This window comes from Azospirillum agricola (assembly GCF_017876095.1).
Lineage (GTDB): Bacteria > Pseudomonadota > Alphaproteobacteria > Azospirillales > Azospirillaceae > Azospirillum > Azospirillum agricola.
The window spans coordinates 198,186-223,697 of sequence record NZ_JAGINM010000004.1 but is presented as its reverse complement, the minus strand read 5'-3'; the positions used below and the strand labels follow the sequence as shown (position 1 = coordinate 223,697).

Below are 25,512 nucleotides of genomic sequence, written 5' to 3'. Positions count from 1 at the left end.
GCCTGTTCCCGAGGCGAAGGGGTTCTATCTGATTGGTCATGACCCGGAACCCCTTCGACCCCACCTTCGATCGCCTGCCGCAGACGCTGCCGATCTTCCCGCTGGCCGGGGTGCTGCTGCTGCCGCGGGCGCGGCTGCCGCTGAACATCTTCGAGCCGCGCTATCTGGCGATGGTCGAGGACGCGCTCGGCGGCGACCGCATGATCGGCATGATCCAGCCGACCGACCCCGCCTGCCGCGAACGCGATCCGGCCGTCTACGGCACCGGCTGCGCCGGGCGGATCACCAGCTTTTCCGAGGCCGAGGGCGGGCGCTTCCTGATCACCCTCACCGGCGTGTCGCGGTTCGCCGTCCGCCGCGAGATCGACGGACACAACGGCTACCGCCGCGTCACCCCGCGCTGGGACCGCTTCGCCGCCGACCTGGAGCCGGAGGCCTGCGGCGAGGTCGACCGCGCCCGCATGCTGGCCGGGCTGAAGACCTATTTCCGCGTCCAGGGCCTGTCGGTCGACTGGCAGGCGATCACCAGCACGCTGGACGAGCGGCTGGTCAACTCCCTGGCGATGATCTGTCCCTTCAGCCCCAGCGAGAAGCAGGCCCTGCTGGAGGCCCCCGATCTGGCCGAGCGCGGGAAGCTCTTGATCGGGCTGATCGAGATGGCCATTCTCGACGGCCATGACGGGGACGGCCCCGCCCCCTGCCACTGACGCCCATCCCTTTCCCCCTTCCGACGCGAGACACCGACATGCCCACGCCCGACGACAAGAGCAGCGATTCCAAGGGCGGCGCCCGCGTCGATCCCAAGTTGCTGGAAATCCTGGTCTGCCCGCTGACCAAGGGGCCGCTGCGCTACGACGCCGAGCGGGGCGAGCTGGTCAGCGAGCGCGCCAACCTCGCCTACCCGATCCGCGACGGCATTCCGATCATGCTGATCGACGAGGCGCGCAGCCTCGACAAGGGAGCCGCCTGATGACCTCCGGGGAGCGCTTCGCCTCGAACGCGTTCGGCACCGTCCACTGGCCGCGGGAGATCCGCCTCAAGAAGGAGGAGAAGCGGCTGGAGGTCGATTTCGACGACGGGCGCTCCTTCTCCTACCCGGCGGAGTTCCTGCGGGTCGTCAGCCCGTCGGCCGAGGTGCAGGGCCACAACGCCAGCCAGAAGCAGACGGTGGCCGGGCGCCGCCATGTCGGCGTCATGGGCGTCGAGCCGGTCGGCAACTACGCCGTCCGCATCCTGTTCGACGATCTGCACGACAGCGGCATCTTCTCGTGGACGTATCTGTACGAGATCGGCGCCGACCAGGACCGGCTGTGGGCCGAATATCTGGCCGAGCTGGAGGCCAAGGGCCTGAGCCGCGATCCCGCCCGGCGCTGAGGCCGGCGGGGTCGCTTTTCAGCGCTCGCGGGTGATCAGCAGGGCGGTCAGGTCGTCGTCGATCGGGCCGGTGGCCCGCAGCTCGTCGAGCAGGCCGTCGAGCAGGCGGGCGCCGTCCGTCTCGCCCGTGCGGCGGCGGACCATCGCCAGCAGGCCGGCCTCGTCGAGAACCCCGTCGCCCTGGGGAATCTCGATGGCCGCGTCGGAGTAGAGGAACAGCCGGCCGCCGGGCGGCAGCGGCAGGCTGCGCGCCTCGTGGCGGGTTCCGGCGAGAAGCCCCAGCGGCAGGCCGGTGCCGTCGCCCATCAGCGGCTCCGCGTCGCCCGGCGCCCACACCATCGGCGCGGTGGCCCCGGCCGAGGCGTAGTGGAAGACGCCGGCCGCCGGATCGACGCACCCCGTCAGCATGGTGGCGAACTGGCCGCTCGGCAGCAGGGCGCACAGCCGCGTGTTGACCGCCGCCAGGAACTCCACCGGATCGGCGCAGACCGGCGCCAGCTGCTGGCAGATGGCGTGCAGGCGGAAGGTGTTCAGCGCCGCCCCGACGCCATGGCCGGAGAAATCGACCAGATAGACCCCGGTCCGCCCGTCGGGCAGCCGCTTGATGCCCCAGAAGTCGCCGCCCAGCTCCGACGACGGCGCGAAATGGGCGTCGACGGCCAGACCGCAGGCGGCGCGCAGCGTGGCCAGACGCGCCGGGCTCGGCATCAGGCGTTCCTGCATGCTGCGGGCGAGCGCCAGTTCGCGCTGCGACCGCGCGTGATACTGCTCCAGATCGTGCAGCAGGCAGCGCTTCTGGATGTGGATGTGGACGCGGGCCAGCAGCTCCACCGCGTTGATCGGCTTGGTGACGTAATCCGTCGCCCCGGCGGCGAAGGCGCGGGCGCGGTCCTCCGCCCGGTTCAGGCTCGACTGGATCAGCACCGGCAGCCGCTTCCAGCGCGGGTCGGCGCGCATCCGCCGGCACATCTCGAACCCGTCGAGATGCGGCATCATCAGGTCGAGCAGCACGAGGTCGGGCTTGAAGCTTTCCAGCCGCTTCATCCCCTCGTTGCCGTCGGCCGCCTGTTCGACCTGCCGGATCCCGCCGCGCTCCAGCAGGGCGAGCAGCAGGTGGCGGTTGATGCGGTTGTCGTCGACCACCAGCACGCGGGCCCGCTCGACGCCGGCGGGGAGGTTTGCCGGGGTGCACTGGATGGCGGCGGGCTGGGTCATGCGGCGGCGCTCCGTTCGATCCGCAGCAGCGTGTGCCCCTCCGGCCCGGCGGCCCGCGCGACCAGAGCGGCGAGCCCGACCGCGCCGCCCCCGCCGTCGGCCGTTTGCAGCAGCGAGGCGGAGCCGAGCGCCAGGACGGCTCCCGGCGCCAGCGGCAGGCTCCGCGCCTCGTACCGGAGGTCGGGCGCGGTTCCGATGGCGCTGCCGGCCGTCCCGCCGAATGACGGCGCCTCATGTTGCGGCGCGCCGCCATCCGGGGCGAACAGCAGCGGCGGCGGCGCGGCGGCCCCGGCGTAGACGAAGGAACCGGCGGCGCCGTCCACCACGCCGTAGATCACGCTCGCCCGCTGCCCCGGCTCCAGCAGGCCGAGCGCGCGTCCGTTCAGCGCGGCGAGCAGCCCGGCGGGGTCGCAGCCATGCTCGGGCGCCAGCTCGTGCAGCAGCGTGTGCATGCGGAAGGCGTCCATCGCCGCCGACACGCCGCAGCCGCCCATGTCGAGCAGGAAGACGCCGAAGCGCGGCCCGTCCAGCCGCAGCACGCCCCACAGGTCGCCGCCCAGCGCGTCGGAGGCCGCCGTGTGGGCGTGCAGCACGACCCCGGCCGCCCTTCCCAGGGACCCGCACAGCGCCGGGGAGGGCAGCAGATGCTCGCGCATCGACCGGGCGATGGCCAGCTCGCCCTCGACCCGCGCCCGGTAGCTCTGGAGGCGGCGGATCAGCACGCGGCTTTCCAGCTGGATGGCGACGCGCGCCAGCAGCTCGGTGCGGTCGAGCGGCTTCGACACCAGATCGGTGGTGCCGGCGGCGAAGGCCTTGTTGCGGTCGTCGCTGGAGGACAGGGCGGTCTGCACCAGGATCGGCAGGTCGGCGTGGTCGGGGTTGGCGCGCAGGCGGCGGCAGACCTCGAAGCCGTCCATGCCGGGCATCATGATGTCGAGGATCAGCAGGTCGGGCGGGGCGGCGGCGATGCGGTCGAGCGCCTGCTGTCCGCTTTCGGCGTAGGAGACGTTGCGGAAGCCGCCTTCCTCCAGCAGGGCGCCGATCAGGGTGCGGTTGAAGGGGGTGTCGTCGACCACGAGGATGGCGCAGTCGCGGATGGCGGCGAGCGCCTCGGCCTCGGTTCCGGTGTCCGCCTCCGGCCCCGCCCCGCCTGCCGCCCCGCCGTCCGTCACAGCGGGAACCGCATGCGGATGCGGCGGCCGCCGTCCTTCAGCTCCATCGTCTCGGCGATGGTGGCGATCAGGTCGAGCCCGCGCCCCGACGCGCCCTGTCCGGCCTGCGGGGCGGGAACGAAGCCGGGCCCCTCGTCGGCCACCTCGACGACGATGGCGTCGCCCTCCACCAGCACCGCGACCTCGACCCGGCGATGGGCCAGGGCCGGGTCGGCCAGCCGCTCGACCAGATCGCGGGAGAAACGCTCCAGCTCGGCCGTGCTCAGTTCCTTCATGCCGCTGACCTGGAGGTTGCCGTGGACCAGCGCGTTGCTGATCGCCTCGTGCAGCGCCAGTTCCAGATCGTCGCGCAGCCCGTCGGGCAGCGCGCGGCGCGCGGTGAGCGCGGTCAGCACCCGCCCGGCCAGATGCAGGTCGTTGGCCGTCGCCGTGGTCAGGTTGATGTAGAGGTCGGACGCGCCGGCCCGCGCCACCAGGGTGGGCAGCGGGGCCGCCAGCGTCGTGACGGGAGCTGCCGCGCCGGGCTCCTCCGGCTCGATCCATGCGGCGAAAGGCCGCTCCCAGAAGGCGTCGTCGCCGGCCGCCGCCGGGCCGTCCATGACCGCCAGAACCGGGCCGCCGCCGCCCGCCGGCTCCTCGCGCAGCGGCAGCGCCAGCGACTCCGACAGCCGGGCCAGCCGGTCGGCGGCCATGGCCAGCCCGTGCAGCGCCGCGAAGCGGGTGCGGGCGGGTTCATGGGCGGTGGCGGTCCGGGTGGGCAAGGGACTCAATCCTCGATGGTGACGATCTTGCCGATCTGGGCGACGGTCAGCACGCGCTTCACCTGCCCGGTGGCGGCGCGCAGGACCAGCTCCTTGCCATTGTTGGTCATTTCCTCTCGGGCGATCAACAGCATACCGATGCCGGCCGAATCGACGAATTCCAGCGACGACAGGTCGAGCACCTGCCGGGGCGCCCGGTTCTGCACCATTTCGCCGATCAGGCCGCGAAGACGGGCGTGATCGTTGAAGGTCAGGCGGCCGCGCAGGCGGACGACGGCTTCCAGGTCGCGCTGTTCAATTCCATAGTCCATGGTTCTAGTTGTTCCTTGAAGGCACTTTTTCGGTCGATGCGGGCGGATGTCTCAGAACAGCTCGATGTCGCCCCCGGAACTGTCCCCAGCCCCCGCGTCCACGTCAAGCACGCCGTTCTCGTCGAGCGCCGTGCCCTCCAGCAGCAGCTTGCGGACGAAGCGCTCGCGCATCTCGCTCAGCGTGAAGCGGTCGAGCAGCTGGTTCAGCCATTCCTGCGGCTCGCTGGTGCCGACGCCGGCCGGCACCTGGGCGCGGATGCGGGTCTCCAGCTCGTTCAGGCCGGCGCTCATGATGGCGAGGCTGTCGTTGATCGCCTCGATGCGCTGCTTGGTCAGATCCTGGAACTGCATGCCGGTGATGACGTGGGCGATGGTGGAGGACATGTCCGACGACACGTCGGCCGCCGTCTCCAGCACCGACTGGAAATGGGCGGTCTGCTCGACCAGGCTGTCCATCGTCTTGTCGACCCGCTCCTTGGCGAGCATCTGCGGCGACATGTCGGTGTTGGCGATCTGGCGCAGGATGTCGTGGCCGTTGCGCACGCCCTTGACCACCGCCGTCACCTTGCCGCGCATGCGGTCGGCCAGAGCGGCGGTGGAGCGCGAGAGGTTGCGGACCTCCTGCGCCACCACGGCGAAGGTGCGCCCGGCGTCGCCGGCCCGCTGCGCCTCGATGGCGGCGTTCAGCGCCAGGAAGTTGGTCTGGCGGTTGATGGTGTCGATGTCGCCGATCGACTTCTCCAGCTCGGCGACGTCCTTCTGCACGTCGTCCAGCAGGTAGACCATGCTCATGGCGTGGCGCGACAGGGTGACGATGTTGGTCACCATGTCGGTGATCATGTCCTGCATGCCGACGACGAGCTGGTCCATCGGCACCCGCTCGCCGTCGATCGACACCGACCCGGCCAGCGCGACGATCTGCTCCACCCGCTCCGACTGCTCCAGCGCCTTGGCCGCCAGCAGGCGGAAACGGTCGGACAGGTCGACGGTGGCGTCCTCGACGTGCCGTGAGGTGCGCGTCAGCTCGGTCTGAACCACGTCCAGCGTGCGGCGCTGGACGTCGGCGAAGCCCAGCCAGGTCGACAGCAGATCGGTGGTGACGGCGATCTTGCCGTTCGCGCCGTCCTCGGTGCCCGTCGAAACGGGCGTTGCGGGCGCGGCACCGTCGAAAGCCATGGTCATGCTCCTCAAATCTTCCGCATCGGCCATCAGCTCGTGCGGGGCCGCTCGCCGATGGCGTCGAAGGCGCGCAGCATCTCGGCGGGAATCTGGTGAAGGGGAAGCTCCACGGCGACGCCGCCGGTCTCGAAGGCGGCGCGCGGCATGCCGTAGACGACGCAGCTCGATTCCTGCTCCCCGATGGTGTGGGCGCCGGCGTCGCGCATCGCCTTCATGCCGATGGCGCCGTCGCGCCCCATGCCGGACAGGATGACGCCGACCGCGTTGGGGCCGGCGGCCTTGGCGACCGATCCGAACAGCACGTCGACCGACGGTCGGTGGCCGCTGACCAACGGGCTGTCCTGGAGGTGGCAGACGAGGCCGCCGGGATCGCGGGCGATGGCGAGGTGGCGGTCGCCGGGGGCGATCAGCACCAGCCCCTGCGCCGGCCGCATGCCGTGCTCGGCCAGCTGGACGCTCGGCGCCGAATTGCGGTCGAGCCGGGCGGCGAAGCTGGGCACGTAGCTCGGCCCCATGTGCTGGGTGATGACGATGGGCGGGCAGTCGGCCGGCATCACCGCCAGCACGTCGCGGATGCGCTCGACCCCGCCGGTCGAGGCGCCGATGGCGATCAGCCGCCCGACCGCCCCGGCGCGGCGCGGCGTCGCCAGCGTGGCGGTGGCGTGCGGCCGGCGCATCGACAGCCGCGCGGTGGCGGCGACGCGGATCTTGCCGACCAGCTCCTGGACGGTCCGCTCGAAGCCCTGGCCGTCGGAGCCGCCGGGCTTGGCGAGGCAGTCGACCGCTCCCAGCTCCATGGCGCGGATGGCGGCGTCGGAGCCCTCACGGGTCAGCGAGGAGATCATGATGACCGGCATCGGCCGCAGGGTCATGATCTTCTCGAGGAAGGACAGGCCGTCCATCCGCGGCATCTCGACGTCGAGGGTGAGGACGTCGGGGTTGCTGGCCTTGATGACCTCGCGTGCCTCGAAGGGGTCGCGGGCGACGCCGACCACCTCGATCCCCGGTTCCTGGTTCAGCAGGTCGCGCAGCATCTCGCGCATCAGCGCGCTGTCGTCGACGATGACGACGCGGATCGGTCTGCTCATGCCTCCGCTCCTTCCGGATGACCGGACTCGAACAGTTCGACGCCGCCGTCGACCGGCTCCCGCCGCAGGCTGGACATGAAGCTGCGCTCCTCCTCCACCGTGTCGGACACGGCTTCCGGGTGCAGCATACGCCGCAGCGCACGGCCAGAGTGCGGGAAATAATGGATCCGCCGGGCCGAGGTCCCGCCCAGGTCGTGGCTGGCCAGGATCAGCCCCTCCGTCCGCACATACTCGAGCGCGAAGCGGCTGTTCATCCGGCCGATGTCCCAGCTCGATTCGATGACGCGGGCGCCGCCGAACAGCTTGACCTGCAACCGCCGCCGCTCCGCCCCCTGGTCGAGCAGCCCGTTGATCAGCCGTTCCATGGCGACCGAGCCGTAGCGGGCGGCGGCGCCGTCGCCGCGCAGCTCGGTCTCGGGCAGGTCGGGCAGCAGGAAATGGTTCATACCGCCGACCCCGCGCACCGGGTCGTGGATGCAGGCGGCGACGCAGGATCCCAGCGTCGTCGCCATCATCAGGTCGTCGCGGTCGCTGACCGCGTGGCGGCCGAGGAAGATCTTGACCGTCTCCACCTTGAAGGCGGCGTTGTAGTAGCGCCCGCTGCCGATCCGGCGCGGCGTGGGGGCCGCCGCCTCGACGGACGGCGCGGGTTGGAACGCGGATTGGGGGGCGGAGCGGCGGCGCAGCGGGCTGGCGGTCATCGCTCACGCCTTCTGGTAGATGGTCGGGCCGGCCTGATGGAAGCTGCTCGACACGCCATACAGACTCTCCGAATGCCCGAGAAACAGGTAGCCGCCGCTGCCGAGCATGCGGGAGAAGCTTTCTATCACCTGCGTGCGGCCCTGGCGGTCGAAGTAGATCAGGACGTTGCGGCAAAAGATCGCGTCGAACGGCCCGGACATCGGCCAGCGTTCCAGCAGGTTCAGCGGCTTGACGGTGATGAGGCGCTTCAGTTCCCCGCTCATGGCGACGGCCGGCTCGCCGTTCAGCGTGGCCGGCTCGGTGTAGCGGGCGCGGATGGCGGGCGGGATGCCGGACACGCCGTCGAGCGCGTAGACGCCGCGCTTGGCCGTCTCGACCATGTGGGTGTCGATGTCGGTCGCCAGGATGCGCGCGTCCCAGCGCCGCAGGTCGGCCCCCAGGGTGGAGGCCAGAACCATGGCGATGCTGTAGGGCTCCGGCCCCGACGAGCAGCCGGCCGACCAGATCCGCAGGCGCGGCTTCGGCACGCCGGTGTTGTGGGCGCGGATTTCCGGCAGGACGACCTGCTCCAGGAACTGGAAATGATGGGCTTCGCGGTAGAAGCTGGTCAGGTTGGTGGTCAGCGCGTTGACCAGGAAGCCGATCTCGCTGGCGCCCTCCTCGCTGTCGAGCAGGGCGCAGTAGGCGTCGAAGTCGGGCAGCCGCAGGTCGCGCAGACGCCGCGCCAGCCGGGCGTAGACCATCTCGATCTTGTGCGAGGCCAGCGCGATGCCGGCAAGCTGGTGCAGGAGCTGGGCGATCCGATCGAAATGATGCCGTTCGAACCGGAATTCGCGGGCGCCGGCCGGGGCCGGAGCGGACCCCGCCGCGGCGTCGGGGGCGACGGCCGGATTGGCGGGCGAAGGGGAAACGGTGTTGCGGGCGGTCATGTGCGGGCGGCCATCGGGTGTCGCGGTTCCTCACGCCCGGATGCGGCGGCCGGCGGCGGCGGCCGGGGTGGTGGCGTGGTCGAGGGTGAAATAGGTCATCTGTTCGCGGAGCTGGCCGGCCTGCTCCTCCAGGGAGCGGGCGGCGGCGGTGCTTTCCTCGACCAGGGCGGCGTTCTTCTGGGTCATCTCGTCCATCTGGGCGACGGCGATGTTGACCTCGTCCAGGCCGGACGCCTGCTCGCGGGTCGCCCGCGCGATCTCGCCGACCAGATCGGCGACGCTGCTGATGCCGGTGACGATCTCGGTCAGCGCCTTGCCGGCCGAGCGCACCAGATCGACGCCGTCCTTCACCTGGGTGCCGCTGTCGAGGATCAGCGCCTTGATCTCCTTGGACGCCTGGGCGGAGCGCTGGGCGAGCTGGCGGACCTCCTGGGCGACCACGGCGAAACCGCGCCCGGCGTCGCCGGCCCGCGCCGCCTCGACCGCCGCGTTCAGCGCCAAGAGGTTGGTCTGGAAGGCGATCTCGTCGATCACCCCGATGATGTCGGCGATCTTCTGCGAGGATTGTTCGATCCGCCGCATCGCCTCCACCGCGCTGTCGGCGACCGCGCCGCCGCGCGAGGCCGCGGCGCGCGCCTCGGTGGCGAAGCTGTTGACCCGCTGGGCGTTGTCGGCGTTGGAGCGGACGGTGGCGGAGAGCTGCTCCATGCTGGCGGCGGTCTCCTCCAGCGAGGAGGCCTGCTGCTCGGTGCGTTCCGACAGGTCGAGACTGCCGGTGGCGACCTCGCGGCTGGCGGTGGCGATGGAGGCGGCGGCGTCGTCGATCCGCGTCACGATCCCGGAAAGCTGGACCACCGTGTTGTTGAAGTCGTCCTTCAGGCGCTGGAAGACGCCCTCGTACTGCTTGTCGATGCGGCGGGTCAGGTCGCCGCGCGACAGCGACGCCAGGGTGGAGGCCAGCTCCTCCGTCACCTCGGAGATGTTGGCGGACAGGCGGTTGATGCCCTCGCTGACCAGCCGGAAGAAGCCGGTCTTGCCGGCGAGGTCGAGGCGCCGGCTGAAGTCGCCGCGCACCGCCTGCTCGACCATGGCGCCGATCTCGCCCTCGATCGCCAGCTCATCGGTCAGGTCGCGCCACTCGACGACGGTGCCGAGCCGCTCGCCCTGGCGGCTGACCACCGGGTTGGCGACGATCTCGAAGGTGCGGCCGCCGGTCTTGGCGATGCTGCGGTGGGTCTGGGTCAGGCCGGCCAGCAGGTGGCGCTGCTGGGTGGGGTCGCGATGGAAGTCGTCGAAATTGCGGCCGATCAGCGCCGTGCTGTCGAAGCCGGGCAGATCCCGGCGCAGGTCGGCCTCGGCGTTGGCGAACATCGCCTGGATCGAGCCGTTGGTGTAGAGGATGCGGCCGTCGGTGTCGGCCATCATGATGTTGGCCGACACGCTGTCGAGCGCGATGCGCGAGCGCACCGCCGCGACCGCCTCGTCCTTGAAGGCGTCGACGGCGCGGGCCATGTCGCCCAGCTCGTCGCGGGCGTCGGTGTGGGGGACGGTGACGGCCAGCTTGCCGGCGGTCAGCTCGGCCATCACGGCGCGGATGCCGGACACCGGGCCGATGATCGAGACGGCGATGCGGTTGGCGGCGACCACCCCGATCAGCAGCGACAGCAGCCCGAGCCCGAGCGACAGGCGGATGGCGAAGCCGGCGTCCTGCCCGGCCGCCGTCTCGATGGCGCTCTGGTCGTCGCGGATCGCGGCGACGATGGACCCGATGGCGGTGTTGATGGCGGTGGCCACCTTGGCGACCTCGCCCTGGCGCTGCGCCATCGCCTCGTTGGCGGTCATCGCCTCGCGGAAGGCGGCCCGGTAGTCGGCGGCCCGCGCCCCGATCTCGGCCAGCGCGGCGGACAGGGTGGCGTTGCCGCGGAAGACGGCCTGGAGTTCGGCGAGGCGGTCGGCCATCGCCGCGCCCTGGCTCTCGACCAGCGCCGCGCCGGCGCTGTCCTTCAGCCCCAGCGTGCGGTTGGCGGCGAAGCGGGTGGTGATCCAGTGCGTCTCGATCGCGCCGGCCTTGATCGCGGCGTCCTTGTCGCCGCTGGCGCTGGCGGTGGCGACGGCCTCGCCCAGCATCGCGGTGACGCGGGCGCCCAGGGGATCCATGCGGTTGTGCAGGATGGCGTCGAAGCGCTCGCGCTGCTCGCGCACCCCTTCGAAGCCGTTGTGGTAGTCGGCGTGCAGCCGGGCGAGGTCGGCGAAGGCGGCGGCGTGGCGGGAGGCGGCGAGCTGCGCCTGCTGGTCGGCCATCGCCTTGTCGAAGGCGGCGCGCAGCGTCCGCTGGCGGTTCAGCGAGGCGGCGTCGCCGGTCGTCATGTAGTCGCGGCCCTGGATGCGCTGGTTGGCCAGCCGCACCTCCAGATCCTTGGCGAACACCGCCAGCTCGCCGGCCGACAGCACGGTGTCGATGCGGCGGGTCAGGCCGTTCAGCCCCAGCATGGCGATGCCGAGCTGGGCGGCGATCAGCACCAGCAGCAGGCCGAAGACCAGCCACAGCCGCTTGGCGATGCCGAGGTTGCGCAGTAAGGAACCCGTCGAAGTGCTCGTGGAGCTGTTCGTGGCCAAGGCGATGCCTCCCCTAAACGTCTTCCGCGTCCGTGTCTTCCACGTCCGTGTCCTCTGCGTCCGTCCGGGCGGGCGTCGCCGGCCCGGCGGTCAGGACGCCTTGTCGATGGCGGCGGCCGTGCGGTTCGCCGGCTCGTGGTCGCCATGCTCGTTGGCGAACAGCTTGTCGACGTTCAGCAGCGTCACCATGCGGTTGTCGGCGGTGTAGAGGCCGCTGAGATACTCGGCGTCGATCAGCCCGCTGTCGACGTCGGGGGGCGGCTTGATGGCGTCCTGGCCGATCGCCAGGATGTCGGAGATGGCGTCGACCAGGATGCCGCGCGTGCGCTCGCCGACCTGCATGACGACGACGACGTGGCGCTTGGTCACCTCGGTGCCGCCGCCGCCGAAGCGGGCGCGCAGGTCGAAGATCGGGATGATGATGCCGCGCAGGTTGATGACGCCGCGCACATAGTCCGGCAGGTTGGGCAGGCGGCTTTCCGGCGTCCAGCCGCGGATCTCGCGGACGGCCAGGATGTTGACGCCGTACTCCTCGTTGCCGACGGTGAAGGTGACGTACTGCTCCTCCGTCCCGTTGAGCGACAGGGCGTCGGTGCGGGTGCCTCCGACGGTGGCGAGTGCCATGGAACTGCTCATCGCTGGACCTCAGGCCGTTTGGCGTTGACGCGTGTCGTGACCGGCGGATGCCGGAAGGGACGGGGTTGCGGGGAAGGAGGCCGGACGCGGGCCGCCGGGGTTGTCGCCGCCGTGGCGGCTCATCTCGCGCAGCCCGGCGACGTCGAGGATCAGGGCGACCCGCCCGTCGCCGAGGATGGTCGCGGCGGCGACCCCCTCCAGACGGCGGAAGTTCGACTCCAGGCTCTTGATGACGACCTGCTGCTGGCCGAGGATCTCGTCGACGACGAGGCCGAGGCGGGAGCCGTCCTCCGTCTCCACCAGCACGACCAGCCCCTTGGTGGCGTCGTCGATGGCCTTGGGGATGCCGAACAGCCGGTGCAGGTGGACCAGCCGGACATACTCGCCGCGCGCCATCATGACGTCGCACTTGTTGACCAGCCCGTGCAGATCCTCCGGCTTGGGCCGCAGGCTCTCGACGATGTTGGTCAGCGGCAGGACGAAGCGCTCCTCGCCGACCGAGATGACCATGCCGTCGAGCACCGCCAGCGTCAGCGGCAGCGACAGGGTGAAGCGCGAGCCCTCGCCCGGCGTCGAGTAGACGCCGATGCGCCCGCCGAGCGAGCTGATGTTCCGCCGCACCACGTCCATGCCGACGCCGCGCCCCGACAGGTTCGACACCTGGTCGGCGGTGGAGAAGCCGGGCAGGAAGATCAGGTTGTCGACCTCCTCGTCGGACAGGGCGGCGCCGGGGGCGACCAGACCCTTCTCGATCGCCTTGGACAGCACCTTGGCGCGGTTGATGCCGCGCCCGTCGTCGGTGATCTCGATGACGATGCGGCCGGAGCGGTGCTGCGCCGACAGGTGCACGGTGCCGGTGCGCGGCTTGCCGACGCGCTCGCGCTCGTCCGGGCTCTCCAGCCCATGGTCGATCGAGTTGCGGATCATGTGGGTCAGCGGATCGACGAGATTCTCGACGACCGTCTTGTCGACCTCGGTGTTCTCGCCGGAGGTGACGAGCGCCACCTCCTTGCCGGTCAGGCCGGCGCATTCGCGGACCAGGCGCGGCATGCGCGAGAAGACGCTCGACACCGGCTGGGCGCGGATCGACATGACGTTCTCGCGCAGCTCGCGGGTGTGCTGGGCGAGCTGCTCCAGCCCCTCCAGCAGCTCCTGGAACTGGCCGGGCGGCAGGTCGCGGACATGCTCGGCGACCATCGCCTGGGTGATGACCATTTCGCCGACCATGTTGACCAGCCGGTCGATCTTGTCGAGATCGACGCGGATGGTGTGGCTGGTCAGGCCGGCGTGCTCGCCGCCGCTGCCGTTTCCGGCGGCGCGCGGCTTGGCCGGTTCGGCGGGCTTGGCGGCGGGCGGCTGGGCGGCCGCTTCGGCGGGAGCCGCGGCCGGGGCCGGTTGGGTGAGGGCGGGAAGCGCCGGGGCGGTTTCGGCCGCAGGCGGGGCGGCGGTCTCGATCACCGCCGGCAGCGGCGCCTCGGCGGTGATCCGGATGTCGCAGTCGTCGGCGACGAACTCGAAGACGTCGTCGATGCGCTCGCGCCCGACCTCCGGGTCGGCGATCAGCGTCACCGTCCAGTGCAGGTGCAGCAGCTCGGCGTCGAGGTCGCGCAGCGCGGGCAGCCGGTCGAGGTGGCAGGCGATCTCCGCCTCGCCCAGCCGGCGCAGGGCGCGCAGCATGAAGGTCGGCTCGTTGCCCGACAGCAGAAGCTCGGCCTTCGGGCGGAAGACGACGGTCCAGCGGATCTTGCCCGGCGGGACCGGCCCGGCCGCCGGCGCCCCCTCGTCGCGGGCGGCGGCGATGGCGGCCAGCGCGTCGCCGAAGATGCCGGCCTCGTCGTCCTCGTCGTCCGGGAAGGCGGGGGGGATGGCGGACGCGGGGGCGGGGGCCGGTGTGTGGACGGCCTCCTCCGGCGCGTGCGCGGCGGCGTCCAGATGGCGGCGCAGCGCCGCGACGGTGCCGTCGGTGGTGCCGGGCGGGGCGTCGGTGCCCTCGCCGGCGTAGGCCAGCATCTGGGCCAGCACGTCGTTGGCGCGGATCAGCGTGTCGACCAGCGCGGTGGTGACCGGGATGGTGGCGTTGCGCACCCCGTCCATCACCGTCTCGAACTCGTGGGCGAAGGCGACCAGCTCGTTGAAGCCGAAGGCGCCGCCGCCGCCCTTGATCGAATGGACGGCGCGGAAGATCGCGTTGACCTCGTCCATGTCGACGTCGCCGGGGGCGAGGCGCAACAGCCCGGCCTCGGCGACGGCCAGCAGTTCGGCGCTCTCGTCGAAATAGGTCTGCTTGAAGCGGCTCAGATCGTCCATGGACGTGTCCCTCTATACCCCGGCAGGCCCCAATGGAGCCGTCTTGTCAGCCGCACACCTTCTGCACCACCGACACCAGCTTGTCGGGGTTGAAGGGCTTGACGATCCAGCCGGTCGCCCCGGCGGCGCGGCCCTCCGCCTTCTTCTTCTCGTCGGCCTCGGTGGTCAGCATCAGGATCGGCAGCGTGCGGTGGGCCGGGATGGCGCGCAGCTTGCGGATCAGGGTCAGCCCGTCCATCACCGGCATGTTCAGGTCGGTGATGACCAGATCGACCTTGCCGGCCGCCATCGCGGTCATGGCCTGCTGGCCGTCCGCCGCCTCCACCACGTCGTAACCGGCGCCCTTCAGCGTGAAGGTCACCATGTCGCGCATGGTGCGGGAGTCATCGACGGTCAAAACCTTCTTCTTCACGCTGCGCTCCATTGCTTCAGCCACGCCGCAAGGCCCAGATCCTCGCAGGCGTCGGTCAGGACCTCCGACGGGCCGGCGACCGCGAAGGCGGTGCCGCGCTCCGCCGCGTCGCGCGAGGCGACGACCAGGGCCTGGATGCAGGCGGCGCTGACCCGCTCCACCGCGTCGGCCTGGACGGTGACGTCGGCCGATGCCGCGAAGCCGGCGCGCAGGCTGTCCAGCAGCGGCTGCGCCATCGGCAGGTCGAGGTCGCTGGGCAGCCCCAGGCGAACCCGTCCGCCCTCCTCGCTCCACTTGATCAGGGTCACACCACTTCTCCGCTCGTCCGGACACCCGGTCCCGCTCCGCACCAGACCGGACGGTGCCAGAGCAGCCTCAAGGATTCGTTAAGTCCGGAACCTGCCACACGGAGAAGGGTCTTGGAACTCCGGGTTGACCGCAATCATTTTTGCGACAAGGCGGCGGCCCGCTTGGCGGCCGGTCAGGGGCTGCGTGTTCGAGCGCCGATCAGGGGACGGAATTCGGCCAGCACGGATTCGTAGACCGGCCGCTTGAAGGCGACGATCAGGCCGGGCAGTTCCTCGGCGTCGATCCATTTCCAGGCGTCGAACTCCGGGTGGGCGGTGTCGAGCCGGATGTCCTTGTCCGAGCCGGTGAAGCGGGCGAGCATCCACATCTGTTCCTGCCCGCGCCAGCGACCCTTCCACACCTTGCCCAGCAGATCGTCGGGCAGGTCGTAGCGGTGCGGCGCCACGGTCATGGCGAGGAACTCGGCCTTGGCGGTGCCGATCTCCTCCTCCAGCTCGCGGAAGGCGGCGGTGCGGGCGTCCTCGCCCTTGTCGATGCCGCCCTGGGGCATCTGCCAGTCGGCCTCCGACCCGCTGCGGCGGGCGACGAACACCTCGCCCCGGTCGTTCAGCAGCATGATCCCGACGCAGGGACGGTAGGGCAGGGCGGCGCGGTCGATCGGCGTTTTGTCGGCGGGGGTCTTCATGGGGCCATCGTCTTCTTATTGCTTCTGGATGTCGACCACCGCCGAGACCGGCGCCAGGACGAAGCCGCGGTCGGCCAGCGCCGTCATCCACAGCGCGATCCGCTCGATGGTCGTCGGGTAGGGGGAGGCCATGCCGACCGCCGCTCCGTTGGCCTTGGCGATCCCCTCCAGCTCGCGGAGCTGGTCGTCGATGGCGCCGCGCGACAGGTCGCGGTCGATGGTGCGGTCGGCCAGCGCGCGCGGCACCCCGGACAAGGTGGCGAGCGGGCCGGCGATGCTGCGCGGGTTGGCGCGGGCGTCGAGGAACAGCAGGCCGCGCGCCTTCAGCGCGTCGATCACCGGCTGGACGGCGGCCTGGTTGGCGGTGAACTTGCTGCCCGTCGTGCTGGTGATGCCGACATAGCCGACCGCCTTGCCGAGCGACCATTCCAGCCGCTCGATGTTGCGCTCGGGGGCCAGCATGCTGAGCAGCGCGTTGGGGCCGGGGTCGTCGCGCGGGTAGTTCTGCGGCTCCATCGGGACCGCGAGCATGACCTCGTGCCCCTTGGTCCGCGCCCGCTCGACCCAGTTGTCGAGCCGCTCGGCGTAGGGCACGAAGGCCAGCGTCACGCCGGGCGGCAGCTTCGCCAGGGCGTTGCCGGTGGTGACGCCGCTGATGCCCATGTCGGCCATGACGATGGCGATGCGCGGGCGCTTGTCGCCGGCCGGGAAGGGGCGGGCGTAGACCTGCCAGGGCTTGCGCCCGTCCTCGGCGATCCTCGGCAGTGGGCCGTTGCGGCTGTCCTCGACCAGGCCCGGCACCGGGGCCGGCACCAGAGTGGCGGCGGGGGCGGCCGCACCGGGCAGGGCGAGCGGCGCCGGGGCGGTGGAGGGCGGGGCGGCGGGCGGCGGGCTGGCGGCGGGGGGAGCCGGGGCCGCCGGTGGCGCGGCAGTCTGGGCAGGGAGAGTCTGGGCAGGGAGAGTCTGGGCGGCGGGAGCCTGGGCGGCCGGCGGCTGGGGAGCGGCCGGGGGCTTGGGAGTCACCACCGCCACCGTCGCCTTGGGGATGGCGGCCTCCCAGGCGGCGGTGGTCTCGGCGCCGTTCAGCGCCAGCCAGCCGGCAACCGCGCCGAGTCCGGCGGCGACCGCCGCCACGGCCCCGAGCAGGGCCCTGGACAGCGGCTTCCCCGAGGGCTTCCTTGGGCTGTCGTCGCCCAGGTCGGCGTGCGGGTTGCGCCGCCGCTTGAGCCGGGCGAGCCAGCCGGGACGGCCCCGCAAGTCGAACTTCAGACGACCGAGCAGCGCAGGGGCCTTCACGGCAGGATACTCCCGATCCGGTCAGCGCGCCGCGGCGCGCGACTGGAACAACGCGACGCCGCGCAGCAGATCCAGCGCGCGGGCGAGCTGGAAGTCGAAGGGCGGCTGGCCGTTCGCCGCCGCCGGAACCGGGGCGTCGGGATCGGCCGGCGCCGCCGCCGGCGGGGCGGCGGGCGTGGCACCCGGCGCCGCCGGGGGCGTCGTGTTGCTGGCGCCGGGGGCGCCGGCCGGCGGCTTGGTGGTCGCCGGGCTGGGCGCGCGGTTCTGGTTGGCCGGGTCGGTGTTGCGCAGGGCCCCCTTCAGGTCGGATTCGCGGCGGCGGGCGGCGGCGTTGGCCTCCAGATCCTCCAGCTTGGCGACGTGCACCTCGATGTCCGGGGTGATGCCGAGCTGCTGGATCGAGCGGCCCGACGGCGTGTAGTAGCGCGCCGTGGTCAGCCGCATGGCGCCGTGGCCGGGCAGCGGGATGATGGTCTGCACCGACCCCTTGCCGAAGGACTGGGTGCCCATGACGATGGCGCGCTTGTGGTCCTGGAGCGCGCCCGCGACGATCTCCGACGCCGAGGCCGAACCGCCGTTGATCAGGATCACCACCGGCAGCCCCTTGGCGAGGTCGCCCGGCTTGGCGTTGAAGCGGGTGCCCTCCTCCGACTTGCGGCCGCGCGTCGAGACGATCTCGCCCTTGTCGAGGAAGGTGTCGGACACCGACACCGCCTGGTCGAGCAGGCCGCCCGGGTTGTTGCGCAGGTCGAGCACGTAGCCCTTCAGCTTGTCGCCGACCTGCTGCTGGAGCGAGGCGATCGCCTTCTCCAGCCCGCTCTGGGTCTGCTCGTTGAAGCTGGTGATGCGGATGTAGCCGATGTCGCCCTCGGTGCGGTAGCGGACCGACTGCACCTTGATGACGGCGCGGGTCAGCGAGACCTCGAACGGCTCGCCGGCGTCGCCGCGGCGGATCGTCACCTTCAGCTCGCTGCCGACGGGCCCGCGCATCTTCTCGACGGCGTCGTTCAGGCTGAGGCCCATGACCGCCTCGCCGTTGAGCTGGACGATGAAGTCGCCCGGTTGCAGCCCGGCGCGGAAGGCCGGCGTGTCGTCGATCGGCGAGACGACCTTGACGAGGCCGTTCTCCATCGTGACCTCGATGCCGAGCCCGCCGAACTCGCCGCGGGTCTGCACCTGCATGTCCTGGAAGCTCTTCTTGTTCAGGTAGCTGGAATGCGGGTCCAGCGAGGTCAGCATGCCGTTGATCGCCGATTCGATCAGCTGCTCGTCGGTGACCTGCTCGACATACTCGGCGCGGACGCGCTCGAAGACGTCGCCGAACAGGTTCAGCTGCCGGTAGGTCTCCGACGAGTTGCTGGACTGCGCGGTGACGGTGGCGACGCCGGCACCCAGAAACACCAGGGCTGCCGCCGTGGCGGCACGCTTGATCATTCTCATCTACCCTTGTCCTTTCCCCTCCGGGGCGCCGAACCCGCGCTGCGGATTGATCGGCTGACCGTTTCGTCGCAGCTCGAAATAGAGATCCGGACTGCCGTCCGCCGGCATGACGGCGACCGGTTCCCCGGACGCCACCCGCTTGCCGACGGCCGTGTCGATCCGGCCCAAACCCGCAATCAAACTATGATATCCATTGCCGTGTTCCACGATCAAGATAAGGCCATAGCCTTTGAACGGGCCGGCGAACATGATCGATCCGCTTTGTGGCGCGACGACGGTCGCTCCGGCGCGGGTCTGCACCGTCAGGCCGCGGCTGGTGGCGCCGAAACGGTCGGTCTCGCCGTAGCGCGTGGTCAGCCGCCCGCCGGCCGGCAGCGTCAGGCCGGCGACGGCGGGCAGGCCGTCGGCGCGGCCGGCGGCATCCGGAGCGGGTGCCGAGCGGCGGGCGGCCAGCGCCTTCTCGGCGGCCTCGCGGGCGGCCTCCTTCGCCGCCGCCTCCCTGGCGCGCTGGTCCTCCGCCGCCTGGAGGGCGGCGGCCTTCTGCTCGGCGGCGCGGATCTCGGCCAGCTTGCGCTCGGCTTCCTTGCGCTCCGCCTCCTTGCGGGCGGCGAGCTTGCGCTCGGCCTCGCGCTGTTCGGCGAGGCGGCGTTCGGCTTCCCGGCGCTCGGCCTCGCGGCGTTCCGCCTCGCGCTTGGCGGCGGCCTCGGCGGCGGCGCGGCGCTCGGCCTCCAGCCGCTCCATCAGTTGACGCAAGTCGGTGGCCTGACCGGCGAGCGCGCCCATGCGCTGGGCGACCTGGACGCGTTCCTCCTCGGTCTGGCGCGACAGCTCCTCGCGGCGGGCGACGAGCCGGGCCATCTCGCCCTGCTTCGCCGCCAGCGCCACGCGGGTGGACAGCGCCTTGGCGCGCTGGGCGACCAGCTTTTCGCGGGTGTCGGACAGGGCGGTCAGCGCGGCGGCCAGCGCGTCGGCGCGGGCGCGCAGGGCCGGCACGGTGTCGCGCAGCAGCAGGGCGGAGCGCAGCGTGTCCACCGGCCCGTCCGGGCGGGCGAGCACCGCCTCCGGCGGCACGCGGGCCAGCCGTTGCAGGGCGCCGAGCAGCGAGGCGATCTGCTGGCGCTCGGTGTCGAGCCGGCCGGCGCGGTCGTGCTCCTCGGCCTCCAGGGCGGTGAGCGACTCCTCGAGCGCGTCGAGGTCGCGCTCCTGGGCGCGCGACTGGTCGGCGAGGCCGATCAGCTGGGCGCGCAGCTCGTCCAGCTCCTTCTGCTGGGCCTGCGATTTGCGTTCGAGCTGCTGCTGGCGCTGCTTGTCGGCCTGAAGTTCCTGCTCGACGCGCTTGAGGGCCTGGTTCGGCGATTCGGTCTGGGCGTGGGCGGGGTGGGCGAGGAGGAGCGCTCCGGCAAGAATCCACGCCCCCCCGGTCCAGCCCCCTCTCCCCCCCGGCGCAAGCGCAGCTTGCGCCGCCGACAGGCGAAGCGAAGCTGCGCCGAAAGGCGGGGAGAGGGGTGGGGTGAGGGGGAAATGCGGCGACACGCGTCCGGCAGACGGAGCCCCCTCACCCCGGCCCTCTCCCCGGGGGGGAGAGGGAGACACGGGCGGGTGGTGAGGGGGCAAGGCCATCCCCTACTCCGCCGCCGCGCGGGCGGCGTCGCGGGTCAGCAGGTTGCGGCCGGTCATCTCCGCCGGCTGGGGCAGGCCCAGCAGGTCGAGCAGGGTCGGGGCGATGTCGGCCAGACGGCCGCTGCCGATGCGGGCGCCGGCCGGGCCGTTGACCAGCACCAGCGGCACCTTGTCCAGCGTGTGGGCGGTGTGCGGGCCGCCGTTCTCCGGGTCCTTCATCAGCTCGCAGTTGCCGTGGTCGGCCGTCACCAGCATGGTGCCGCCGGCGCGGCGCACCGCCGCCTCCAGCCGGCCGAGGCTGGCGTCGACCGCCTCCACCGCCTTGATCGCCGCCGCCAGTATGCCGGAATGGCCGACCATGTCGGGGTTGGCGTAGTTGACCACGATCAGGTCGTACTTGCCCGAATCGACCGCCGCGACCAGCTTGTCCGTCACCTCGGCCGCCGACATCTCCGGCTGGAGGTCGTAGGTCGCGACCTTCGGCGACTGCACCAGGATGCGGTCCTCGCCGGGATAGACCCGCTCCTCGCCGCCGTTGAAGAAGAAGGTGACGTGCGGGTACTTCTCGGTCTCGGCGATGCGCAGCTGGGTCATGCCGGCCTCGCTGACCACCTCGCCCAGAACCTTGGTCAGGGATTTCGGCGGGAAGATGGTGGTCATCAGCTTGGCGAGCGACGACGAATACTCGACCATGCCGGTCACGGCCGACAGCGTCGGCAGCGCGCCGCGCTCGAAGCCGTCGAAGCCCGGCTCGACGTAGGCGGCGAGGATCTCGCGCGCGCGGTCGGCGCGGAAGTTCGCCATCAGGATGGCGTCGCCGTCCTTCATGCCGTCATAGCCGCCGACCACCGTCGGCAGGATGAACTCGTCGTACATCTCGGCGGCGTAGCTCTGTTCGATCGCCTGGATGGCGTCGTCGGCGCGCTCGCCCTGCCCGTGGGTCATCGCGGCGTAGGCCTTGCCGACGCGGTCCCAGCGCTTGTCGCGGTCCATCGCGTAGTAGCGGCCGATCACCGTCGCCACCTCGACGCCGGGCAGCTCGAACACGTCGGCGAGGAATTCGGCGACCTGCTCCTTGGCGCTCTGCGGCGGCACGTCGCGGCCGTCGGTGAAGGCGTGGATGGCGACCGGCACGCCCTCGCGCGCCAGGATGGCGGCCAGCGCCGCCATGTGCTCCTGGTGCGAGTGCACGCCGCCCGGCGACAGCAGCCCCATCAGGTGGCAGCGCCCGCCGGTCTTCTGCAAGGTCTTGACCAGATCGTAGAGCGCCTGGTTGCGCTCCAGGTCGCCGTTCAGGATGGCGTGGTCGATCATCACCAGATCCTGCATGACGACGCGGCCGGCGCCGATGTTCATGTGGCCGACCTCGGAGTTGCCCATCTGGCCCTTGGGCAGCCCGACCTCCTCCTCGCTGGCGTCGAGGAAGGCGGTCGGCTCGCCGGTCCACAGCCGGTCCCAGTTGGGGGTCTGGCCCTGCGCGATGGCGTTGTCGTCCCGTTCCTCGCGGTAGCCCCAGCCGTCCAGGATGCAGAGGACGACGGGCTTGGGCGGGGTCGAGGGGCGGCTGGTCTCGGTCATCGCGGGTCTACCTCTCACGGACGGTGGTTCGGGTCCGGCGCGTCGTTGGCGGCGCCGTTTTCGGGGTCAGGCTCTGTGATATGGGTGTCCGGCCAGGATTTGCTGCGCCCGATAGAGCTGTTCGGCCAGCATTCCGCGCACCAGCATGTGCGGCCAGGTCATCGGGCCGAAGGCCATCAGGAAATCGGCGCGCGCCCGCACCGCGTCGCCATGCCCGTCGGCCCCGCCGATCAGGAAGGCGATGTCGCCGGCGCCACGGTCGCGCCAGTCGCCGACCTTGGCGGCGAAGGCTTCGCTGGGCAGGGCCTTGCCGCGCTCGTCGAGCGCCACGACGATGGCCCCGGCGGGGATGGCGGCGAGCAGAAGCTCGGCCTCCTGCCGCTTCAATTCGTCGGAGGAGAGGCGCTTCTTCACCTCGACCTCCTTCAGGGTGAACGGCCATGTCAGCCGCCCGACATACTCGTCGAACAGGTCGCGCGTCGGTCCACCCCGCGACCGCCCGACGGCGGCGAGCCACACACGCATGGAACGCGGCCCTCCGCCCGGTTTCGCGTCAGGCCGTCAGCCGGGCCGCGTCGGACGCCGCCTGATCCGCCGGCAGCTCCAGACCCCACATCTTCTCGATGTTGTAGAAGGTCCGGACCTCGGGCTTGAACAGGTGGACGATGACGTCGCCGGCGTCGACCAGGACCCAGTCGGCCTGTTCGAGCCCCTCCATCTCGACCCGGCCGAGGCCGGCCTGCTTGAGCTTCTCCGACAGCTTCATGGCCATGGCGCCGATGTGCCGCGTGTTGCGGCCGGACGCGACGATCATGTAGTCCGCGAAGGTGGTCTTGCCGGCAAGGTCGATGACGGTGACGTTGTCCGCCTGGTCGTCGTCCAGGGACGTCTCGATGAGCGCCTTCAGGTCCTGCGGTTCGAGGATCTGGAGAACGGCGGCGGGCCGCGGAGCGGTCGCGGCCGTTTCGGTGTGCGTGGTGATGGTTCCAACCTCTTGCAACGGTGTCACGGTCCGGCGGCGCGTGCCTGCCGGATCGCCGTCGCCGAGGCCGTGTGCAGGGGGTTCCGGAAGAACATCCAGGCCGGCCGCTCGTGGCGCGCCAGCCCCTTGGCCCCATGCATGGACACCCGCCGACGGATGTAACGCCGGGCGGCCTGGCCGCCCAACGCATTCAAAGAATAGGTCGGGCGGGCGAAAACCGCAACCGGCACCGACTCGAAGATTCGCGTCCAGTGCCTCCAGCGGGGGATTTGCCGCAAATTGTCCGCCCCCATCAGCCAGACGAAGCGGGTTTTCGGAAAGTGCCGGGTCAGCGCCGCCAGCGTGTCGACGGTGTAGCGGGTGCCGAGATCGGTCTCGATCCCCGTGACCTCGATGCGCGGATGGGCCGCGACGCGGCGCGCCTCGGCCAGCCGCTCGGGCAGGGAGGCCATGCCGCACGTGGATTTCAGCGGGTTCTGCGGGCTGACCAGCCACCACACCCGGTCGAGCCCGAGCGCCTTGAGGGCGTAGAGCGAGATGTGCCGGTGCCCGGCGTGCGCCGGGTTGAACGAGCCGCCGAGCAGTCCGACCGTCAGCCCGGCGTAGAGCGGGCCGGAACGGAGGCGGGGGCCTGACCGTCCCCCTTTCGGGACTTTACCCTCTCCCCCCCGGGGAGAGAGGGCTTCATCACGGGTGGAGGAGGGGGACGAGGGGTTAGGGCCGGGTCTGGCCATCGCCGCGCACGACATACTTGTAGCTGGTCAGCTGCTCCGCCCCCACGGGCCCGCGGGCGTGGAACTTGTCGGTGGAGATGCCGATCTCCGCCCCCATGCCGAACTCGCCGCCGTCGGCGAACTGGGTCGAGGCGTTCCACAGCACGATGCCGCTGTCGATCCGGCCCAGGAAGCGCTCGGCCGCCGCCGAATCCTCGGTGAGGATCGATTCGGTGTGGTGCGAGCTGTGGCGGTTGATGTGGTCGATGGCGCCGTCCACCCCGTCCACCACGCCGCAGGCGATGATGGCGTCGAGGTATTCCGTGTCCCAGTCGGCGGCCTCGACCGGAGTCACGCGCGGGTCCGCCGCCTGGGCCGCCGCATCGCCGCGCACGGCGCAGCCGGCGTCCAGCAGATCCTTGACCAGCAGCGGCAGCGCCCGGTCCGCGATGGCGCGGTCGACCAGCAGGGTCTCCGCCGCGCCACAGATCGAGGTGCGGCGCATCTTGGCGTTCAGCACCACCTTGCGCGCCTTCTCCAGGTCGGCGGCGGCGTCGACATAGACGTGGCAGTTGCCGTCGAGATGCTTGATGACCGGCACCCGGCTCTCGTCGGCGATGCGCTGGATCAGCGACTTGCCGCCGCGCGGGATGATGACGTCGATGAACTCGCGCATCCGCAGCATGTGGCCGACCGCCGCGCGGTCGGTGGTGGGGACGAGCTGGATCGCCGCCTCCGGCAGCCCGGCCTCGCGCAGCCCCTGCGCCAGGCAGGACGCGATGGCGCGCGACGAGCGCACGCTTTCCGAGCCGCCGCGCAGGATGGCGGCGTTGCCCGACTTCAGGCAGATGCCGCCGGCGTCGGCGGTCACGTTGGGCCGGCTCTCGTAGATGATGCCGACGACGCCCAGCGGCACGCGGACGCGCTGGATGTTCAGGCCGTTGGGCCGCGTCCAGTCGGCCAGCACGCCGCCGATGGGGTCGGGGAAGTCGGCGATGTCCTCCAGCCCCTTGGCCATCGCCTCGATGCGCTTGTCGTCGAGCGTCAGGCGCTCCAGCATGGGGCCGGACAGGTCGCGCGCGTTGGCCAGATCCTCGGCGTTGGCGGCCTTGATCTCGGATGCCCGGGCGCGGATGGCCGAGGCCGCCGCTCTCAACGCCCGATCCTTGTCCGGTCCTGGCACGGTCGCCAGCGCGGCCGCGGCGGCGCGGGCCTTGCTGCCGAGGGACAGCATCTGATCGTGCAGGGCGTCGGTGGTGTCGAGCAGGGCGGACATGGCGCTCTCTCCGTGAAAGGGACGACGACCTTAACGAATAGTGCGCGACCGCGAAAGCGGCTGCGACGATCAGCACGGCCGACCCGACGAAAACGCAGTGGGCCGGGCGGCGGGGGGCGGGCATAGTCGCCGCGGATTTCTCCCTCGACGGGTAGGGTTATCGATGCTGACGCTGCTGCTGATCGTCTCCGCCTTCTTCGCCGGCGTGCTGAACGCGGTGGCCGGTGGCGGCAGCTTCCTGACCTTTCCAGCCCTGATCCTCGCCGGGGTGCCGCCGCTGAACGCCAACGCCACCAGCACGGTCGCGGTGGCGCCCGGCGCGCTGGCCAGCGCCTACGGCTACCGGCGCGAGCTGGGCAAGATCCGCGAGATCCATCTGCCCTCCTTCCTGGGGGTCAGCCTGGTCGGCGGGCTGCTGGGGGCGCTGTTGCTGCTGTGGACGCCGCAGCGGACCTTCGAGGTCATCGTCCCCTGGCTGCTGCTGTTCGCCACGGTGCTGTTCGCCTTCGGGCCGAAGGCGTCGGCCTGGATCCGCCGCAACGTCACGGTCGGTCACGGCGCGGTGCTGGTGACGCAGTTCTTCATCGCCATCTACGGCGGCTATTTCGGCGGCGGGATCGGAATCCTGATCCTGGCGACGCTCGGCGTCTTCGGGCTGACCGACCTGCACGCGATGAACGGGCTGAAGACGCTGGTGTCGGGCTGCCTGAACGCGGTGGCGGTGATCGCCTTCGTGGCCGGCGGCGCGGTCTACTGGACCGAGGCGCTGATCATGCTGGTCGCCGCGATGGCCGGCGGCTACGCCGGGGCGGCGGTCGCCCGCCGCATCCCGCCGCCGGTCCTGCGCCGGTTCGTCATCCTCGTCGGCGCGGCGATGACGGTCTATTTCTTCGTCACGAAGGGCTGAATCG

At 71.3% G+C, this 25,512-nt stretch carries 26 protein-coding genes and 1 pseudogene; 4 read left to right on the top strand and 23 right to left on the bottom strand.

The features are described 5' to 3' along the window. The first annotated feature begins 38 nt into the window (after nt 1-38). Genes J2847_RS07460 through J2847_RS07450 form a run of 3 tightly spaced genes read left to right on the top strand, consistent with a single transcriptional unit; the run spans nt 39 to nt 1,374 of the window. Nucleotides 39-707, top strand: a complete 669-nt coding sequence (locus J2847_RS07460; protein ID WP_085555265.1) for an LON peptidase substrate-binding domain-containing protein — start codon at nt 39-41, stop codon at nt 705-707. 38 nt (nt 708-745) lie between these two features. Continuing rightward, complete coding sequence (locus J2847_RS07455) at nt 746-970, top strand: Trm112 family protein (RefSeq protein WP_085555264.1); 225 nt, start codon at nt 746-748, stop codon at nt 968-970. Then, the gene (locus tag J2847_RS07450) at nt 970-1,374 is read left to right on the top strand and encodes a gamma-butyrobetaine hydroxylase family protein (RefSeq protein ID WP_085555263.1); all 405 of its coding nucleotides are present in this window, start codon (nt 970-972) and stop codon (nt 1,372-1,374) included. The genes J2847_RS07455 and J2847_RS07450 overlap by 1 nt, the downstream gene beginning before the upstream one ends. 18 nt (nt 1,375-1,392) lie before the next feature. On the opposite strand, the gene J2847_RS07445 is transcribed toward J2847_RS07450, so the two are convergent. The 23 genes and pseudogenes from J2847_RS07445 to J2847_RS07340 all read right to left on the bottom strand — a co-directional run bounded on the left by J2847_RS07445 (nt 1,393) and on the right by J2847_RS07340 (nt 24,601). Beyond that, nucleotides 1,393-2,589, bottom strand: a complete 1,197-nt coding sequence (locus J2847_RS07445; RefSeq protein ID WP_209778292.1) for a PP2C family protein-serine/threonine phosphatase — start codon at nt 2,587-2,589, stop codon at nt 1,393-1,395. Next, the gene (locus J2847_RS34905) at nt 2,586-3,323 is read right to left on the bottom strand and encodes a PP2C family protein-serine/threonine phosphatase (protein ID WP_411800566.1); all 738 of its coding nucleotides are present in this window, start codon (nt 3,321-3,323) and stop codon (nt 2,586-2,588) included. The genes J2847_RS07445 and J2847_RS34905 overlap by 4 nt, the downstream gene beginning before the upstream one ends. Nucleotides 3,324-3,344: 21 nt before the next feature. Further along, nucleotides 3,345-3,665 (bottom strand): annotated as a pseudogene (locus tag J2847_RS34900) (response regulator); the annotation flags it as partial. A gap of 92 nt (nt 3,666-3,757) precedes the next feature. Further along, complete coding sequence (locus J2847_RS07435) at nt 3,758-4,522, bottom strand: ATP-binding protein (RefSeq protein WP_233474345.1); 765 nt, start codon at nt 4,520-4,522, stop codon at nt 3,758-3,760. 5 nt (nt 4,523-4,527) lie between these two features. Further along, on the bottom strand, nt 4,528-4,833 hold the full coding sequence (locus J2847_RS07430; RefSeq protein WP_085555260.1) for an STAS domain-containing protein: 306 nt from the start codon (nt 4,831-4,833) through the stop codon (nt 4,528-4,530). A gap of 51 nt (nt 4,834-4,884) precedes the next feature. Further along, the gene (locus tag J2847_RS07425; RefSeq protein WP_233474344.1) at nt 4,885-6,009 is read right to left on the bottom strand and encodes a methyl-accepting chemotaxis protein; all 1,125 of its coding nucleotides are present in this window, start codon (nt 6,007-6,009) and stop codon (nt 4,885-4,887) included. A 32-nt stretch (nt 6,010-6,041) separates the two neighbouring features. Then, nucleotides 6,042-7,100 carry a protein-glutamate methylesterase/protein-glutamine glutaminase gene (locus J2847_RS07420; protein ID WP_209778287.1) on the bottom strand — a complete coding sequence of 353 codons (1,059 nt, stop codon included), beginning with the start codon at nt 7,098-7,100 and terminating at the stop codon, nt 6,042-6,044. Then, nucleotides 7,097-7,801 (bottom strand): chemotaxis protein, encoded by a 705-nt coding sequence (locus J2847_RS07415; RefSeq protein ID WP_209778285.1) that lies wholly within the window; start codon nt 7,799-7,801, stop codon nt 7,097-7,099. Before J2847_RS07415 ends, J2847_RS07420 begins: the two co-directional genes overlap by 4 nt. Nucleotides 7,802-7,804: 3 nt before the next feature. Further along, nucleotides 7,805-8,731: a CheR family methyltransferase gene (locus J2847_RS07410; protein ID WP_209778284.1), complete on the bottom strand. Its 927-nt coding sequence runs from the start codon at nt 8,729-8,731 to the stop codon at nt 7,805-7,807. A gap of 30 nt (nt 8,732-8,761) precedes the next feature. Beyond that, the gene (locus J2847_RS34790) at nt 8,762-11,347 is read right to left on the bottom strand and encodes a methyl-accepting chemotaxis protein (RefSeq protein ID WP_325169344.1); all 2,586 of its coding nucleotides are present in this window, start codon (nt 11,345-11,347) and stop codon (nt 8,762-8,764) included. Nucleotides 11,348-11,437: 90 nt separating this feature from the next. Then, nucleotides 11,438-11,971 (bottom strand): chemotaxis protein CheW, encoded by a 534-nt coding sequence (locus J2847_RS07400; protein WP_233474343.1) that lies wholly within the window; start codon nt 11,969-11,971, stop codon nt 11,438-11,440. Between the two features lie 21 nt (nt 11,972-11,992). Then, a complete protein-coding gene (locus tag J2847_RS07395; protein ID WP_209778281.1) occupies nt 11,993-14,290 on the bottom strand; it encodes a chemotaxis protein CheA in 2,298 nt (765 codons plus the stop codon). Between the two features lie 46 nt (nt 14,291-14,336). Continuing rightward, nucleotides 14,337-14,714 (bottom strand): response regulator, encoded by a 378-nt coding sequence (locus J2847_RS07390; protein ID WP_085555252.1) that lies wholly within the window; start codon nt 14,712-14,714, stop codon nt 14,337-14,339. Next, nucleotides 14,699-15,010 (bottom strand): STAS domain-containing protein, encoded by a 312-nt coding sequence (locus J2847_RS07385; RefSeq protein WP_209778279.1) that lies wholly within the window; start codon nt 15,008-15,010, stop codon nt 14,699-14,701. Before J2847_RS07385 ends, J2847_RS07390 begins: the two co-directional genes overlap by 16 nt. Nucleotides 15,011-15,183: 173 nt before the next feature. After that, nucleotides 15,184-15,696, bottom strand: coding sequence for an RNA pyrophosphohydrolase (locus tag J2847_RS07380; RefSeq protein ID WP_209778277.1), 513 nt, complete (start codon nt 15,694-15,696; stop codon nt 15,184-15,186). A 15-nt stretch (nt 15,697-15,711) separates the two neighbouring features. Next, entirely contained in the window at nt 15,712-16,992 is a 1,281-nt protein-coding gene (locus J2847_RS07375; RefSeq protein WP_209778275.1) for a divergent polysaccharide deacetylase family protein, read from the bottom strand. A gap of 21 nt (nt 16,993-17,013) precedes the next feature. After that, nucleotides 17,014-18,432 carry a S41 family peptidase gene (locus J2847_RS07370; RefSeq protein WP_209778273.1) on the bottom strand — a complete coding sequence of 473 codons (1,419 nt, stop codon included), beginning with the start codon at nt 18,430-18,432 and terminating at the stop codon, nt 17,014-17,016. After that, entirely contained in the window at nt 18,433-19,965 is a 1,533-nt protein-coding gene (locus J2847_RS07365) for a murein hydrolase activator EnvC family protein (RefSeq protein WP_325169343.1), read from the bottom strand. It abuts the gene before it with no gap. A 90-nt stretch (nt 19,966-20,055) separates the two neighbouring features. Continuing rightward, nucleotides 20,056-21,630 carry a 2,3-bisphosphoglycerate-independent phosphoglycerate mutase gene (gpmI, locus tag J2847_RS07360; RefSeq protein WP_209778271.1) on the bottom strand — a complete coding sequence of 525 codons (1,575 nt, stop codon included), beginning with the start codon at nt 21,628-21,630 and terminating at the stop codon, nt 20,056-20,058. A 66-nt stretch (nt 21,631-21,696) separates the two neighbouring features. Further along, nucleotides 21,697-22,155 carry a 23S rRNA (pseudouridine(1915)-N(3))-methyltransferase RlmH gene (gene rlmH / locus J2847_RS07355; protein ID WP_209778269.1) on the bottom strand — a complete coding sequence of 153 codons (459 nt, stop codon included), beginning with the start codon at nt 22,153-22,155 and terminating at the stop codon, nt 21,697-21,699. Between the two features lie 28 nt (nt 22,156-22,183). Continuing rightward, nucleotides 22,184-22,639, bottom strand: a complete 456-nt coding sequence (rsfS, locus tag J2847_RS07350; RefSeq protein WP_209778268.1) for a ribosome silencing factor — start codon at nt 22,637-22,639, stop codon at nt 22,184-22,186. Continuing rightward, nucleotides 22,636-23,346 carry a nicotinate-nucleotide adenylyltransferase gene (locus J2847_RS07345; protein ID WP_209778266.1) on the bottom strand — a complete coding sequence of 237 codons (711 nt, stop codon included), beginning with the start codon at nt 23,344-23,346 and terminating at the stop codon, nt 22,636-22,638. Before J2847_RS07345 ends, rsfS begins: the two co-directional genes overlap by 4 nt. Beyond that, on the bottom strand, nt 23,327-24,601 hold the full coding sequence (locus J2847_RS07340; protein ID WP_209778265.1) for a glutamate-5-semialdehyde dehydrogenase: 1,275 nt from the start codon (nt 24,599-24,601) through the stop codon (nt 23,327-23,329). Before J2847_RS07340 ends, J2847_RS07345 begins: the two co-directional genes overlap by 20 nt. Before the next feature lie 163 nt (nt 24,602-24,764). Between J2847_RS07340 and J2847_RS07335 the strand changes: the two genes are divergently transcribed. Beyond that, the gene (locus J2847_RS07335) at nt 24,765-25,508 is read left to right on the top strand and encodes a sulfite exporter TauE/SafE family protein (RefSeq protein WP_209778263.1); all 744 of its coding nucleotides are present in this window, start codon (nt 24,765-24,767) and stop codon (nt 25,506-25,508) included. Nucleotides 25,509-25,512 lie beyond the last annotated feature (4 nt).

What these genes read in the sequence shown, in the direction of transcription:
- J2847_RS07430 (WP_085555260.1), bottom strand. Translation starts at nt 4,833, where the DNA reads ATGGACTATGGAATTGAACAGCGCGACCTGGAAGCCGTCGTCCGCCTG.
- J2847_RS07420 (WP_209778287.1), bottom strand. Translation starts at nt 7,100, where the DNA reads ATGAGCAGACCGATCCGCGTCGTCATCGTCGACGACAGCGCGCTGATG.
- J2847_RS07445 (WP_209778292.1), bottom strand. Translation starts at nt 2,589, where the DNA reads ATGACCCAGCCCGCCGCCATCCAGTGCACCCCGGCAAACCTCCCCGCC.
- J2847_RS07370 (WP_209778273.1), bottom strand. Translation starts at nt 18,432, where the DNA reads ATGAGAATGATCAAGCGTGCCGCCACGGCGGCAGCCCTGGTGTTTCTG.
- J2847_RS07335 (WP_209778263.1), top strand. Translation starts at nt 24,765, where the DNA reads ATGCTGACGCTGCTGCTGATCGTCTCCGCCTTCTTCGCCGGCGTGCTG.
- J2847_RS07450 (WP_085555263.1), top strand. Translation starts at nt 970, where the DNA reads ATGACCTCCGGGGAGCGCTTCGCCTCGAACGCGTTCGGCACCGTCCAC.
- J2847_RS07425 (WP_233474344.1), bottom strand. Translation starts at nt 6,009, where the DNA reads ATGGCTTTCGACGGTGCCGCGCCCGCAACGCCCGTTTCGACGGGCACC.
- J2847_RS07455 (WP_085555264.1), top strand. Translation starts at nt 746, where the DNA reads ATGCCCACGCCCGACGACAAGAGCAGCGATTCCAAGGGCGGCGCCCGC.
- J2847_RS07340 (WP_209778265.1), bottom strand. Translation starts at nt 24,601, where the DNA reads ATGTCCGCCCTGCTCGACACCACCGACGCCCTGCACGATCAGATGCTG.
- J2847_RS07390 (WP_085555252.1), bottom strand. Translation starts at nt 14,714, where the DNA reads ATGGAGCGCAGCGTGAAGAAGAAGGTTTTGACCGTCGATGACTCCCGC.
- J2847_RS07415 (WP_209778285.1), bottom strand. Translation starts at nt 7,801, where the DNA reads ATGACCGCCAGCCCGCTGCGCCGCCGCTCCGCCCCCCAATCCGCGTTC.
- gpmI (WP_209778271.1), bottom strand. Translation starts at nt 21,630, where the DNA reads ATGACCGAGACCAGCCGCCCCTCGACCCCGCCCAAGCCCGTCGTCCTC.
- J2847_RS07395 (WP_209778281.1), bottom strand. Translation starts at nt 14,290, where the DNA reads ATGGACGATCTGAGCCGCTTCAAGCAGACCTATTTCGACGAGAGCGCC.
- J2847_RS07400 (WP_233474343.1), bottom strand. Translation starts at nt 11,971, where the DNA reads ATGGCACTCGCCACCGTCGGAGGCACCCGCACCGACGCCCTGTCGCTC.
- J2847_RS07410 (WP_209778284.1), bottom strand. Translation starts at nt 8,731, where the DNA reads ATGACCGCCCGCAACACCGTTTCCCCTTCGCCCGCCAATCCGGCCGTC.
- rlmH (WP_209778269.1), bottom strand. Translation starts at nt 22,155, where the DNA reads ATGCGTGTGTGGCTCGCCGCCGTCGGGCGGTCGCGGGGTGGACCGACG.
- J2847_RS07380 (WP_209778277.1), bottom strand. Translation starts at nt 15,696, where the DNA reads ATGAAGACCCCCGCCGACAAAACGCCGATCGACCGCGCCGCCCTGCCC.
- J2847_RS07460 (WP_085555265.1), top strand. Translation starts at nt 39, where the DNA reads ATGACCCGGAACCCCTTCGACCCCACCTTCGATCGCCTGCCGCAGACG.
- J2847_RS07345 (WP_209778266.1), bottom strand. Translation starts at nt 23,346, where the DNA reads ATGGCCAGACCCGGCCCTAACCCCTCGTCCCCCTCCTCCACCCGTGAT.